Here is a 14049-nt window from a genome sequence, read left to right as displayed (position 1 = left end):
CCAATATACATCAAACATTTCAAAATAACTACTTGGCTTAACGCAGTCATTGCACTGATTTTATACTTTCTTAACTTTTTTAAAAAAAGCTAGGTACCATAAGATCCAGTTTGTATCTACTGAAATGCCGACCACATTGACGATCATACTTAACTAAGCATGAAAATCAGCGTTTCTTTACCAAGCTTTCTAAGATTTCCATTCCCTTACTCTTTGTCATTACATTCTGAACATATGTGTTAACAAACGCTTGAGCCTGCGGATCATTACTAGCACCTATCTCTTTGGCAGCTGCTTCCTCGTCATATGGCGTACGTCGAAATTCATATCCCTGAGAACTGAGTAAGAGCCAATAAGCACCACGTTCATCTGCAAATGGCATTCCTACACTTCCCGCGTTAAGAATACATAGATCCCCAACCTCTGCCTTAAATTGTATATGTGTGTGTCCACATACTACAATTGGTTCGTTCACATCATTAAAAATGGCTTCGAGGCGTTCCTTTGATGTATGGGGTGTAAATATCTCTTCATCGCTAGTTGGGGTAGCATGACAGAATAAAATATTACCTAACCCCTTAATATAAAGCGTTTTCTTTGTTGGCATTTTAGATAAAAAATCGCGTTGGGAGCTAGTTAGTTGATTGGCGACCCATTGTTGCTTCTCACTACCTTTTTCAGACATATGTTCGAGCGACTCACCCTCAAAGGCCATCACCACTTCTCGATCGCCATTCCCACGAATGTAGCGAGCCTTATCACCCAACTGAATCAAGCGTTCTAACGTTTTTTCTGGCATAGGACCAGAAACAATATCTCCTCCAATGAAAATCAAATCCGGTTGTACCTCTTTAAGCTCGTTCAGCACTGCATTGAGTGCTGGTAAATTCCCATGAATATCATAAAGAGCAGCAATTTTCATTTTAACACTCCTATATCTAGTGTTCTTATATATTTCTACAGTCAGATTGCAGAACCCTCTGTCATTTTTATGTATATTTTTTCTTAACTATTTCATTAATGGAGAGATAAATGTTAGAACAGAGCAGTAGATACAATAGCCTCCCCACTTTTCCAAGTAAGGAGGCTTATTTTCTTTTATCTAAAAAGATCTAAAAATCGTTCCCAAATCCCCTTTTCCTCTTTTACCGGTGCCTCGGTTGTTTCAGGTTCTGGAATTTTAATGCTTTCTGTTTGCAAGACAAATTGAACAACTTCGACATTCTTATTTTGGTCAGATACAAAAGACTTTGGCTCAAAATCGGAGTTATCATATTCCTCCATCATCTCATCTGTCTCTTGTTTAATTTGTCCTGGTAAATCATTCGTCGCCTCCTGTAACTCGTTGGTGCCTTTATGCAGTTCATTTGCACCATCACTGGTTGCAGCGGTTCCTTTTTCCAGTTCTTGTATACCAGTATCTAGCTTTCCGTACGAAGATGCCAGCTTACTTACACCATCTGTATAGCTTAATAGCCCATTATGGAAAGATTGGTATTCGGAAGATAGAGAAGAAAATCCTTCTTGAAGCTGAGCCATGGCATCCATTCCATCCATGTTTTTAAGAGCCTTCTCTAATTCTGATGCCATCGCTTCTAAATTAGCTGCCATTTCCCTTGTGCCGCTAGCAGATTGATTTAGTGAATCTGTCACACTTCCAAATGCGCCTTTAACTGCATTATATGTTTGTTTTGCAGCATTTGCTGCTCTATATGTCTCTACTAATTGATTAACTACTTCCTTATTTGCATTACTTTCATATAACTTGTTTATCTGTGCTTCACTAATATTATAGGAAGGAACATTGGCGATTGCTTCATCCAACTTATGATATGCTTTGCTATAGTTTTCTTTTAACGTGTCAATACCTTGAGCGTTTTTTTTCAAGCCTCCAGCAACTTGACGGAGCCCTGCTGGTAATTCTTGAAGCTGACTAAGATCTAAATTCCCAGTACTCGCTTGAACAGATTTATTTATCTTTTTTATTGCATCCTGAATGGAAGAAGACCCATTAACTAATACGCTAGAGGATTGATCTAGCTCTTTGATACCGCTTCGATATTCACTTGAACCATTACTTATTTCCTTTGCCCCTTGATTGAGTTCATCAATTCCAAGACTTAACTCACCAACACCTGAATTAACTTCACTAATCGCTCCAGCTAAATCCTGCATTTTCCCAGTCATGCCACCGATATCTGGACTTTCAATAGACATGGAATAAGGCGCTGCGTTTATTTCAATTGGCTGCATTTCAAAATTGGTGACATCTGCTGATACAATTACCTCTTCTTCTTGTTCAGGCATTACCGAAAAGGTAATTTGCTTATTTTTACCAGCATTAGCTTCCGTTCCCTCTGGAGCTTGGATGTTATTCGCTTTTGCCGGATCAAGTGTAATGGCAATTTGTAGTATATAATTCTCAAAGAATACAGGATCTACCTCTTCATTTTTTGATGTCGATAATTGGATTTCCAAAGATCCACTTTTTCCAGCTAAATCATTTGGTTCGATTTCTTTTCCATCCAGCAAATAGGTGATAGAAACATCCCATGGCAATGGCTGGTTTTCCATTTTTCCCTGATAATAAAATTCTTCTTCATCTGCTTGAAAATGCACGGTATTATTCTGTTTTTTTTCCATTTCGTGCAAATTACTTAAATTCCTGATAGCTGTATAATTCCCATGATCTATCATTTTTCCTGGCTCTGTTACACGAAATGTATTCACTACATACAAATCCTGCATCATTCCATTTGCATCCATATTTCCATATATGACTTCATCCTTGGAAGAGAACGCTCCATCGTTTTGAGTAGTAGCATCTTCCTTATCTGACTTTTCAGTGGCGAGCGTAACTGGCGGAAAGGAAGCTAATACAAGAATTGCGCTCCATATCACAAGACTTACTTTTTTTGTTCGCACTTCATCACTTCCCCTTATAAAAATTTGGTTTCCATATGGTTTTTTCAATTATTCGGTCAAAAACGAGTAACAATGCCGGAAGGAGTAAGACAACCATTACAAATGCTAATAACGCACCTCGTCCCAGCAATAGTCCAATGGACGATACGATCGGATTCGTTGACGTAAGCCATAAAATGAATCCAACACTGGAAAGAATGGAAGCAGAAACTCCAATGGAAAATATCTTTTCATTAATGGTCTTTCGGATGGCATCCTTAGCGGTCATTTGCTTGCGGTTTTCTTTATATGCTTCCGTTAATAAAATAGCGTAATCAACTGTTGCCGCAAGCTGTACCGTACTAATAATCAAGTACCCTACGTATACGAGAGATGTATTTGTAAAGTATGGAATGGATAAATTAATCCATACAGCCGACTGAATCGTTACTAATAATACTACTGGAAGTGAAATCGACCGGAACGTAACCAGTAAGACAATTGCTATCATCATAACCGTCAGTACGTTTACGACTGTATTATCTTTTTCTACGATATGCTTCATGTCATACAGAGTTACACTTTCTCCTAGCACATGATAATCATCACCATAATAGTCTGCTGCCGTTGCTTTTACTTCATCAATAAAATCAAATGTTTCTTCACCTTCAGCATCAATAGTCGAATTTAAGATAATCCGGCTATAGTTTTCTGAGTAGAACTGATCTGTTACCGATTCATCTAAATATTCAGGTGGTATAGCAGCACTAACTGAATCAACATAGGATACAGTACTTTTTACAGCATGTAATTCATTTAAATCATCTACCAGCTTTTCCTCTTTGGCAAGATCTCCTTTCGGAACTAATAGAACCATTGGTGTATGTTTGCCAAAACTGTCTTCAATTTTTATCGAATCACTCCCCGCACGGGTCGATTCTGGCTGATCACCAACTCCATACATGAAATTAGTCTGACTTTGTCCTAAGAAAGCTGGGATAATCAAAACCATGACAATAATTAGCGCTGGAATACGTAGTCTTATCAGCGACTTCCCGACATTAGGAATGCTCGGCAATAATTGTTTATGCTGTGTTCTGTCAATCCATTTATAAAACATTACGGTTAGTGCTGGTAAAAAGACCATTACACTAATGAAGCTAAGTAAGATACCTTTTACTAAATTGAGACCTAAATCTGCACCGATTTCGAAATCCATAAAGGTCAATGCAATAAATCCAAAGAACGTTGTAGAAGCACTTGCTGCAATTGCAGGGAAAGATTGCTTCATCGCTAGTTGCATCGCTTTTTCTGGACTATTTACTTCCCTTCGGTGATCAGAAAAACTATGCAACAGAAATATAGCATAATCGAGCGATACGGCAAGTTGCAAAATTGGTGCAACAGATTGTGTAACAAAGGATATTTCAGAAATAAATACATTGGTACCCAAGTTAATAAGTACAGAAACTCCAATTGCTGTTAAAAAGAATACCGGCTCAGCCCATGATCTTGTGGATAGGATAAGAATTAAAATAATAATTGGTATTAGCAATGCTGCAGCATACATCGTCTCTTTCCCAGTCATTTTCTGTGATGTTGCTGTATCAAGTGCCTCACCAGACATCGCGTTGTCTTTACCAATTAATTGGTAGATTGCATCTGTCGTATCTACTTCTTTTCCTTCAGCAATATGAAAAGAAAACAGTGCATTCCCGTTCTTGTAATAGGATTCCACCGTATCTTCGTCTGCCATTTCTACTGGTGTTTTTATATCGATTACATCATCCAGCCACGTTACTTCTGAGACGCCATCAATGGCTTCTAGATCTTTTTTTACTGCTAAAGCCTCTTGAATACTAACATTTTTCATCATCACACGGGTATTTGCAACCGCCCCATCAAATTCTGCATCCATCGTTTCCATGGCAACGGTAGACGGTGCATCCTCCGGGAGATAATCTACCATATTGTAGTTAACTGATACGGCAAACTGGGCAACAACACAAATAGCTGCCAATATCACAAATGTAAGTACAACCGATTTTTTATGCCTTAGTATCTGCGCTGTCCATTCAATCAGTGTTCATCCTCTCTTGCATCGTTAATTCAAATCTTTTATTATTATAATATACACCGTGTTGGATTAACAACAAACAGTTTATAAACATACGTATAAAAAGCAACAGATTTTTTTGAAATGTTGGATATCAATGTAAAGAAAGTGTGAACAATGTATGAACCCGAAATTAGATCGACGAAAGAAATATACACGCATGGTATTGAAGGATAGTTTAATTAGTTTGTTAAGCACGAAGCAAATCGCAGCAATTACCGTTAAAGAAATTTGTGAGCAAGCAGATATTAACCGTTCTACCTTTTACACACACTACAAAGATCAATTTGATTTACTTAGACAAATAGAAGAAGAAATCATTGCAGATATGAACACCTATTTAAGTCAACATAATTTTAGTGAAATCGAGAAGTCGTTACAAACAACAGAAAGACTATTGGAGTATATCGTTTCAAAGTCTGATATCTGTAACGTCCTATTAAATGAAAATGGGGATACTTCTTTTGAGCGAAGAGTAATGGAAGTAGCACGTAGCTTTCTCATTACTACGTGGATGGATTGTCAGGAAAATGATGCGGCTGTATCTGAATACATAAGTACATTTATTATAAGCGGTAGTATTCACGTCATTAAACATTGGCTTGCCAACGACATGGATAAAACACCTCAGCAAATTGCCCAAATTATTAACAGCATTGCCATTAATGGAATAGATCAAAACTCTTGATCTATAACGTACGGAAAAACACACATCCATTTTCGTTCAGTTTTCAAATACAGATAAACCAAGACTTTCAAAAGATGATTACGACATAAATTCGTGGTCATCTTTTTGTGCGTTTTAGTCATAGCATATTTTCAAGCTTAAATTCATTAACAATAAGAAACCCGATAAAGTGAAACTTCAATTATTTGAACTGATTATAGTACTCTTTCGGATTAGAAATATGGTTCTCAACAAAAAATCTAGCTTCGGCTTTAATCATGCTTGTATAAGCGTTGTTGTCCATCGTATTATTTTCTAATCCTTCCACATTCCCCTTTACATGGACTCTATTTGCCTTTAAATCTACAAGCACGGTTAAATAAATTTTGTCATGAGATGATACAGTTCCAGTTACTTGTTTTTTCTCTAAATCGACAATAGGATATTCTACCTTCACTCCTATTGGTTTAAATATAGTATATCCCTCATTTAATTTCGCCTTTTTATGTTTCATCTGAAATATCCCTCACCTTTACCATTGTTAAACGAGTCTTATACGCCCATAAGGTGAAATCCCTTCCACCAACCTACATTAATGACTCGCAAGCGTGAACTACTCCCACCACTAACCACCCTTACGGGTTGCTTGAAGTGGGGGTTTCTCGGGTAATCGCCACTTTTGGTAGCTGACGAATCGCCAGTCGTCAACAAACAAAAACTCCTTGACCAAAACATTTCTTTCCATAACTTTTTACGAACAGGAGGAAAATCCCTCTTGATAAGTCTTGAACTGGCACTTTTATAGGCATTGATGAATTTCGACCTTTATAGAACCAAAAATTAATGATTATTGTGTTGCTCATGATTTAATATTAGCTCATACATGCTACATTCATGGACTCTGTTAAATCTATTCAAGATTTCTTCGTTGTTACCTATATAGTGGGCGCATGCGGAAACTGGTGTTAATTGTAATACTTCTGATTTCAGCGTGCCTTCTACCTCTTTCCCCTCTATATAAACATGAAAATAAGCATCCTTTTTTATAAAATGATTTGATTCATACCAGCTGTTCACCCATCTATCATCCCGTGTCCATGCTTCGATTCGACGAATCCCCATATCTCTAAGATATTTAATGGCTTTGTCTAATAGTGCTGTAGCAACTCCCTTTCTTTGAAAGTCTGGATGAACTGCAATATGCCAAATCATTCCGCTAATTATATTTTCATTAGAACAGATTGTATTTGGTTTCTGCTCACATTCAATATCCATGATACCTATAATCTGGTTACCCTCTTCTGCAACTAGTTCAACAGATGGATGAGCATAATTTTCCTTCTCTCTTCGTACATCATCAAAATAAGCAGTATCCAGGAATGATAATACTCGACATCGCAACCAGCCTTTCTCATCATTATCTTCGTATGTCCTAATTACCATGTAATCACTCCAAACCTACATGTTCTAATCTACTTCCAAATGTTATCTAATTGATTAGCATAGAAATTAATTGCTTTTTTGTAGCGTTCTATCTTTTCATCAGTTGTCGTATCTACTAGACAGTTTAGTAATATCTCCATTGCTTTACTATGTTCACTTAGATTATATAACGTCATTGAATAGAACGTTTGAATGGCTCGATTATCAGGAAATAACTCGATAGCCTTTAGAAATGTATCTTTTGACTTTTCATATTCACCTAATGCTCTATACGTACTCCCTAGCCCCAATAATGCGTCTTCCAACTCCTCTGATGATAACCCTAATTGAATCGCTTTTTCATAATAAGGTACAGCTTGTATTTCTACTCCTAGTAAGTCAAAACTCCAAGCACATTGATAATTTATCGATGCATTTTCAGGAAATTGCTGTACCAGTTTGATGAGCAATTCATTCGATTCTTTATGGTTTCCATTTTTACGTAAGTGAATCGCTTTTTCTAATTCTCTTTTCATCATTTTCAGCTCCGATGTTTTTATTAGATTGGATTCCGTAACTCGATTATTGATTAAATTATCTACAATCCAAGTCGGTGATACATAGGTTATACGTTTGCTTCCAAAGTTACTATTCTTTGAATAACAGACTGAACTTCTGGCTCTTTTTTGATTACAAATAAATGATCTGCTTCGTCTATCAATGGTGCTTTTATATCCTCCTTATCCGTTTCCGCTTGTTGTCGCGTAAGCACTTCTTCAAAATTGGAAACAAACCTAAATATAGCTGTACTGCGCTGACTTTTAATCACTCGCTCTTGCAGAATAGGATCAGGGATATCAAAATTAACAAGAATGCTAGTAAAACCGTTACGTTGAAAATACGAAAGCAGTTCTAAACGATCCTTGCGAGAACGATTTGAGTTACAAAGAATGAGATGTAAATTAGTTTGTTGAACAGCATAACTAACAATTGATTGTGTGATCGTGTATTTAATAGCATTGGGCCCTTGTTTTGGTAGTAAGGGTTTGTAATAGGTGTTGATGAATTCAGCATGGTTATCTTGGTCGATCACCAATGAATGATGTAGCTGTTGCTCAAGGGCTTTAGCAAATGTAGTTTTCCCGCTATGTGTTTTACCAACTGTAATAATTACTAATCTTTTCAATAGCACATTCCTCTTCTAAATTTTTATGCTGAAAATTTAGAATTCGATAGATTATTACTAATTTCCTTCTTCTCATTTATAAATGAATTATAGAAAGGCATAGAATAACATGTTACCCATTTTAAAATCTGGATATAAAAGAGAAAAATGACATCCTCATTAAAGTTAAACCTCAAACAGTGGGGGTTTGTTTTATCCCACACAGATTGTTCGTACCACAAGGGTATGACCTAAAAGCCTTCGAACTAATCGGACATTTACTGACAGTCGATCCCCCACTTCCCCATATTTGGGATGACGTTTCACCTTATGAGAAATGATTACAAAAATAACAGCTATCAAATAATAAGGTAAAGACAAAAAAATAACGATTCCTCTGTTGAAGAATCGCCAGCTTGTAAATAAACCCCTATGTTTTCTACAAGCTTTTTTGTACTGGTAGGCTGCTCGCTCTTTTTTAGTCTGTAAAATGAATTATAACAATTCTTTATTCTTTTTATAGGAGATCTTTAAGGAAATAAAACTTATAATAAACCAAATGAGGCAAATACTTAAAAGTAATCCCAAAAGCTCTCCCCATTCATTTTGCTTACTTGGGATACCGACAAAAATGAAATAGAGCAACATATAAATAATCCCAAAACTACATGTCCTGCTAAAAATATGCTTTAGCTCTTTCTTGTAGGCATGTTCTGTAGCAACATCTGTATATTCCATACCAGATATAATATACCTTAATAGAACATATCCTAAAAAAATGAATATAGAAGCAAACAAAGCAAATTCTATATCGAGCTGAAAATTGAATACGTACCGACTACTGATAAATATACTAAATAACGCTATCAGTAGAACAATGGATCCTTCTGATAAAAAGTAAAGAATCTTTTTTTCTTTATATTCGTCATTTGGTAATAAAAACGATAGCCATGACTTCATTACATTTCCACCTCCCAGAATAATTCATCTAACGTTTTATGAAGTTCTTTTGCTATGGCAATGCAAAGTTGGAGACTCGGATTATATACTCCCTTCTCGATTAGTCCTATTGTCTGCCTTGTTACGCCTACTTTTTTGGCTAATTGTGCTTGCGTCATCGATAATTTTATTCTTGCTATTTTCACATTGTTTTTCATACATTCACCTACGCAATGTAAATTATATATTACTTTTGCAATTTATATATTACATTGTAATTTAAAAGAAGTCAACCTAAGCCGATTAGTTACATAAAAAAGCGATCCCTCCTAAAGGACCGCATGATTATCACCAATATAGCTTAATAAATAGGCTATACCATTGGCGATAGTCAAAATCTTAATCATTTTACTTTAAAAGCACCATTTTCTTTACTAACTATAGTGTACAACTTTTTGCATTCCAATATAGCCTGCAAACAACTATTCACTAGATTTGCTATTAGCCATTTTTATAGCCATCTTTATTCCTGTTGCAATCAACATACCAATTAATCCAGCGATACTCATTGTCATAATATGATCCCAATCTATCTCTTTTTTATTCCACAAGCTTATTGCAACTACTGCTACGATTACACCTAGCACTCAAGGTAGCCAGAACCTCGATAAGCTCTTCATCCCCATTCCCTCCTCCTTCCTTCATTTCTCTTACCGTCATCGCTTCCAGTTTATTTTTATTTAAAATGTATATCTATTTTCCCAGCACCTTTTTCATAGAATACCTGTGCCAAAGCACCATTGACTAAGGTGAGTTGTGGAGGTAAGTGACCTGTATCTACATCGTAAATAAATGAGATATTCTCCTTAGAGAAAATATCGATCAATACATCCTTTAGTTGATAATCCTTTGTAGGAGTATATCCACTTAATCTACCGATTAGGACACCATTTGTATTTTTAAACCATCCATTCGTTTTCATTTGCCACAAAGCACGATAAATCTCAGCTGCACTCATATCAACACTTTCAAGATACCAAATCGTCCCTTCATTTTCTGTATACGTATCTAGGTAATTTTCCACTTGATCAAATGGTGTACCATGAATATTTTGAAGTGTATTAATGACACCACCTAACAATCTTCCAGAGAAAGTTTCCTTCGTATTGAGACTTTTCCATTCCGTTTGGCTATCCAAATAGAAGCCAGTTGCCGGGTTTTTAAACACCTTCTCCCATGAAGACTGAAATTTAGAAGATGATTGCTGTGTAACAATTTCTTTCTGATTAGCTGTTAATACACGCTCCCAACCACTACTTGTTTCATCTAAAGTTGGTGCAGACATCTCCACAAAATTTATTCCATGGGCTGATGCATTGCCAGTAATTGTTGTATACACAAAGTTCATTGTACTAATATCGGAATATCCTAGTATCCACTTTGGAGGCATCTTCTTGATTTTCTCCCAATCTAACAATGGAAAAATTTCTAATGAAAATTGTCCACCCCACGGTGGAATAATTGCTTTAACTGTCGGGTCCATATAGAGATCCATAAATTCTTTTGCTCTTTTTTCTTTTGTTGCACTTCTTGCTTTTTCTTCAGTCCATACGGTTTCTGCCAATTCCACTTGATACCCAAGGGATTCCATATTACTTTTTGCTTCCTCTAATAAAATATGTAACGGTCTTTCTACACCACTTGAAATAGCAGTAACAGCAATTTTATCCCCTTTTTGTAGGGGAGTTGGATATTGTATTTTCAATTGTACTCCCTCCTTATCATATAAAAAAGCCCATCATCCCATAAGAGACGACAGGCTTTACCTTCGTGGTACCACTCTTTTTGATTCATTTACAAAACAAATCCACTTCATTAACCAATTACGGACTTAACCGTTAAGACCTACATATCAGCCTTACCACTCCAGGGCGAGTTGGGGTTGACTACCTTACACCAACCGGCAGCTCTCTTAACAATAATAATCCTTAATACTCCCTATCATCGTGTTTCCTTTTATGAAATTTCCAATAGTTTATAATTGATACACATTTTTGTCAAGTTTAGAACCCAAGAATTCGATTAGAAAAAACATCCGCTTTAACTAATTTCCTCCTCGAATGATAGGTTTACTGGCTCATCCAATAATTCTGTTTGTATTTCCAAATTAGTTGTTGCCACATTTTTATCCACTTCTTCAAAACGAAATTGGTCTGCCCATATAATGCCTTGACCCGTTAGTATAACTCCAAATGATATGACCGAGCTTTCAGAAGGAACATCCAAAACAATCGTATATCGGTTCCATTGCGTAGTCCCTTTGATAGGGCGATTACTCATATTATCAAACTGTAAAACATCATCAAAAGCATTATCTACTCTCATCCACATACCAGAAAAAGTGTCTACATCTTTTGTTTTTAAAAAACAAGATAGTCTCATTCGTTTTCCGATAAATTTATCTGCTTTGAATTGCTGCATCATCGTAGCAAAGTTTGAAGAATCAATCACCGTTTTAGCTTTTAAATAGCCTGATGATTTTCCACAATGTACGACCTCCCGATCCATTCCCATCTCATAATTAAACGGGTCCGACCCACTTAAAAACCAACCTTTCACTTGATTATCCATATAAGATTCCTCCTTATTTTTCAGTACATCCGACATTAATTTTCGATACTTCCCAGGAGGCAAATGATAAGCCTTTTTAAAGACCCTAGAAAAAGCCTCCTGTGATTCAAAATGATAATAAAGTGCGATATCTAGAATCCGTTCGTCTGTGTATAACAGATCCACTGATGCATTTGCTAATCTTCGCATTCGAATATATTCCGTTATCGTCATACCAACAGTTGTTTGAAAAATTCGATGAAAATGATATTTAGAAAAGCCTGCCCAATCCGCAATATCTTCCATTGTTAACAATTCATGCAAATGTTCTTCAATATAGGTAATCGTTTGATTAATGACATCCTCATATTTGATAGCATGTTCCTCCTTTCTTTATTAAAATATCAAAAAGAAATCCGTATGTTTTGATTAATTTTGCGGTTTTTCTACTTCCAACCTACCTAAAACCGATAGTAAAAAAGCTTGACATAAAAAAAGACTCGGAGATCGAAAGACTTTAGCTTATAAAACACCCATCTATTTATCAAGAGGTTCTATCTTGCTTCGTAATATTAAAATTTTTATTCCAATTAAGAAGGAATTTAGGCTACCATTATAGAATATGTATATAAGCCATTATACCTGATCAATTTGAAGGGGATAGTAATATGAGTATAGGACTATATATAAAAAATAAACGTAAGCGACTTAATCTAACTCAAGAAGAAGTATGTCTAGGCATATGTTCTATTCCATACCTTAGTAAGGTTGAAAATAATAGCATTACTGCAAGTAAAGAAATTCTATTACTACTTTGCAAAAAACTAAAGATACCTTATGAAAAATTAGAAAAAAGCAAAGACCCATACATAGATGAATTATTAATTACTTACTTTAATGCTATTACTAATAAGAACTCCGAATCAGCCATTATTTCCTATAAACAAATCATTGATCAGTATTTTGCTCTTAACCAAGATCAAAAAAACATATTTTTACTCAATCAGTTGCTTGATTTAACCATATTAAGAAAGGACTTATATAAGGCAAATAAATTATTAATAGAAATAGAAAACAACTTAGACATTATTATAACTAAACATTCTTATCATTATTATAAAAACAAGGCAATTCTTCTATTAAAGCAAAATAAGATACCGGCAAGCATGGAACTATTCGAATTAGCTGTAAAAAATGTGGAACAGTATCAACCTGATGGTGACTTCTACTATTTCTTTGCAATTGCATCGAGTAAAATGGAATGTTATTGCAGATCTATAGAAATGTTAAATAAAGCAAAAGCAATATATATTGAACAATTAGATCTAATAAAAATAATGAATTGCCATATATTACTTGGAATCAATTATATGCTTGTAAAAGAAATGACTTTAGCTAAAGAATACCTTAATATTTCATTAAAAGAAGTACTTAATCAGGGTGATAAAAAAAATGAAGCAAGGATACTTCATAATCTTGGTTACCTAGAGTATAAAGAGAAAAATTGGAATACAGCGGTGAGTTATTTGAATAGATGTTTAAATATTAAAGGAAAAAACTATAGTTCTATAAACACTATATATTTACTATACTTAATACGCTATAAACATTTAGGTATGGAAATTACTAAAGATATTAAAATGGCTTATGATATGGCAATTAAATCAAGAAATGAAGAATATATAATAAAGTTTAAAACATTGATTATCAACAGTGAAAACGGATTCTATAGTGAAGACAATCTTACATTTTTATTAAAAAAAGCGATCCCATTTTTTAATAAAAATGGAGATCGTGATGACTACAAATTTTATTTAAAAATGGCTGCTACTATTTTTGAGAGTAAAGGATTTTATAAAAAAGCAGTCTACTACTATAAATTAGCTTTAGAAATTGGGAAGGAGTTTAATCATGAATTTAATTAATAAGTATATATTTTCCCTAATGTTATTTATAATATTTACACAAAGTATTATATATCTTCCTAAAAATAATCTAGTATATATAACACAGCAAAATGAAGCTGACTATCCAGATAACATCTCAACACCTATTAAAGTTAATATTAAGTAGATGAGTTAATTTCATAATATAGAGCCCTTGGGGCTCAAGACTTTAAAGACATAAAAATTAGAGCACCTCCCCAAACCCTGTATAATGTTAGTTACCACACAAACATAAACAGAGAGGTGAGATGCCCCTATGTCTATTATACGACAACAAAGC

At 35.0% G+C, this 14049-nt stretch carries 14 protein-coding genes, 1 pseudogene and 1 other annotated feature; of the genes and pseudogenes, 2 read left to right on the top strand and 13 right to left on the bottom strand.

The window, feature by feature from the left end; all coding sequences use genetic code 11:
- Nucleotides 1-166 precede the first annotated feature (166 nt).
- From Q1A47_RS17625 to Q1A47_RS17615, 3 genes are all read right to left on the bottom strand, one after another.
- Nucleotides 167-922, bottom strand: coding sequence for a metallophosphoesterase (locus tag Q1A47_RS17625; RefSeq protein ID WP_166530986.1), 756 nt, complete (start codon nt 920-922; stop codon nt 167-169).
- Between the two features lie 176 nt (nt 923-1098).
- A complete protein-coding gene (locus Q1A47_RS17620) occupies nt 1099-2925 on the bottom strand; it encodes a YhgE/Pip domain-containing protein (RefSeq protein WP_166530985.1) in 1827 nt (608 codons plus the stop codon).
- 4 nt (nt 2926-2929) lie between these two features.
- Nucleotides 2930-4873 carry an RND family transporter gene (locus Q1A47_RS17615; protein ID WP_226983645.1) on the bottom strand — a complete coding sequence of 648 codons (1944 nt, stop codon included), beginning with the start codon at nt 4871-4873 and terminating at the stop codon, nt 2930-2932.
- 268 nt (nt 4874-5141) lie between these two features.
- Between Q1A47_RS17615 and Q1A47_RS17610 the strand changes: the two genes are divergently transcribed.
- Entirely contained in the window at nt 5142-5708 is a 567-nt protein-coding gene (locus Q1A47_RS17610; RefSeq protein ID WP_166530984.1) for a TetR/AcrR family transcriptional regulator, read from the top strand.
- A 181-nt stretch (nt 5709-5889) separates the two neighbouring features.
- Here the strand turns inward: Q1A47_RS17610 and Q1A47_RS17605 are convergent, their stop codons facing one another.
- The 10 genes and pseudogenes from Q1A47_RS17605 to Q1A47_RS17560 form a co-directional block, all read right to left on the bottom strand.
- Nucleotides 5890-6201: a hypothetical protein gene (locus tag Q1A47_RS17605; RefSeq protein WP_121604673.1), complete on the bottom strand. Its 312-nt coding sequence runs from the start codon at nt 6199-6201 to the stop codon at nt 5890-5892.
- A gap of 38 nt (nt 6202-6239) precedes the next feature.
- Nucleotides 6240-6509 (bottom strand): annotated as a pseudogene (locus tag Q1A47_RS17600) (transposase); the annotation flags it as partial.
- Nucleotides 6510-6527: 18 nt separating this feature from the next.
- Entirely contained in the window at nt 6528-7130 is a 603-nt protein-coding gene (locus tag Q1A47_RS17595; protein ID WP_166530983.1) for a GNAT family N-acetyltransferase, read from the bottom strand.
- 29 nt (nt 7131-7159) lie between these two features.
- Nucleotides 7160-7645, bottom strand: coding sequence for a tetratricopeptide repeat protein (locus tag Q1A47_RS17590; RefSeq protein WP_166530982.1), 486 nt, complete (start codon nt 7643-7645; stop codon nt 7160-7162).
- A gap of 89 nt (nt 7646-7734) precedes the next feature.
- Complete coding sequence (locus Q1A47_RS17585) at nt 7735-8295, bottom strand: AAA family ATPase (protein ID WP_166530981.1); 561 nt, start codon at nt 8293-8295, stop codon at nt 7735-7737.
- A 474-nt stretch (nt 8296-8769) separates the two neighbouring features.
- Nucleotides 8770-9234 (bottom strand): hypothetical protein, encoded by a 465-nt coding sequence (locus Q1A47_RS17580; RefSeq protein WP_026679736.1) that lies wholly within the window; start codon nt 9232-9234, stop codon nt 8770-8772.
- On the bottom strand, nt 9234-9431 hold the full coding sequence (locus Q1A47_RS17575; protein WP_026679735.1) for a helix-turn-helix transcriptional regulator: 198 nt from the start codon (nt 9429-9431) through the stop codon (nt 9234-9236). Before Q1A47_RS17575 ends, Q1A47_RS17580 begins: the two co-directional genes overlap by 1 nt.
- Nucleotides 9432-9695: 264 nt before the next feature.
- On the bottom strand, nt 9696-9860 hold the full coding sequence (locus Q1A47_RS17570; RefSeq protein WP_161629255.1) for a hypothetical protein: 165 nt from the start codon (nt 9858-9860) through the stop codon (nt 9696-9698).
- Nucleotides 9861-9949: 89 nt separating this feature from the next.
- Entirely contained in the window at nt 9950-10978 is a 1029-nt protein-coding gene (locus Q1A47_RS17565; protein ID WP_026679734.1) for a S66 peptidase family protein, read from the bottom strand.
- A 40-nt stretch (nt 10979-11018) separates the two neighbouring features.
- Nucleotides 11019-11227: a binding site (T-box leader), on the bottom strand.
- 86 nt (nt 11228-11313) lie between these two features.
- Entirely contained in the window at nt 11314-12198 is an 885-nt protein-coding gene (locus Q1A47_RS17560) for a helix-turn-helix transcriptional regulator (protein ID WP_026679733.1), read from the bottom strand.
- Nucleotides 12199-12491: 293 nt separating this feature from the next.
- On the opposite strand from Q1A47_RS17560, the gene Q1A47_RS17555 reads away from it, so the two are divergent.
- Entirely contained in the window at nt 12492-13748 is a 1257-nt protein-coding gene (locus Q1A47_RS17555; RefSeq protein WP_026679732.1) for a tetratricopeptide repeat protein, read from the top strand.
- Nucleotides 13749-14049 lie beyond the last annotated feature (301 nt).

Source organism: uncultured Virgibacillus sp. (assembly GCF_947495635.1).
In the GTDB taxonomy this organism is placed as follows: domain Bacteria; phylum Bacillota; class Bacilli; order Bacillales; family Amphibacillaceae; genus Virgibacillus; species Virgibacillus salarius.
Note: the sequence above shows the minus strand (reverse complement) of the source record. Positions and strands in the feature narration are given on the sequence as shown.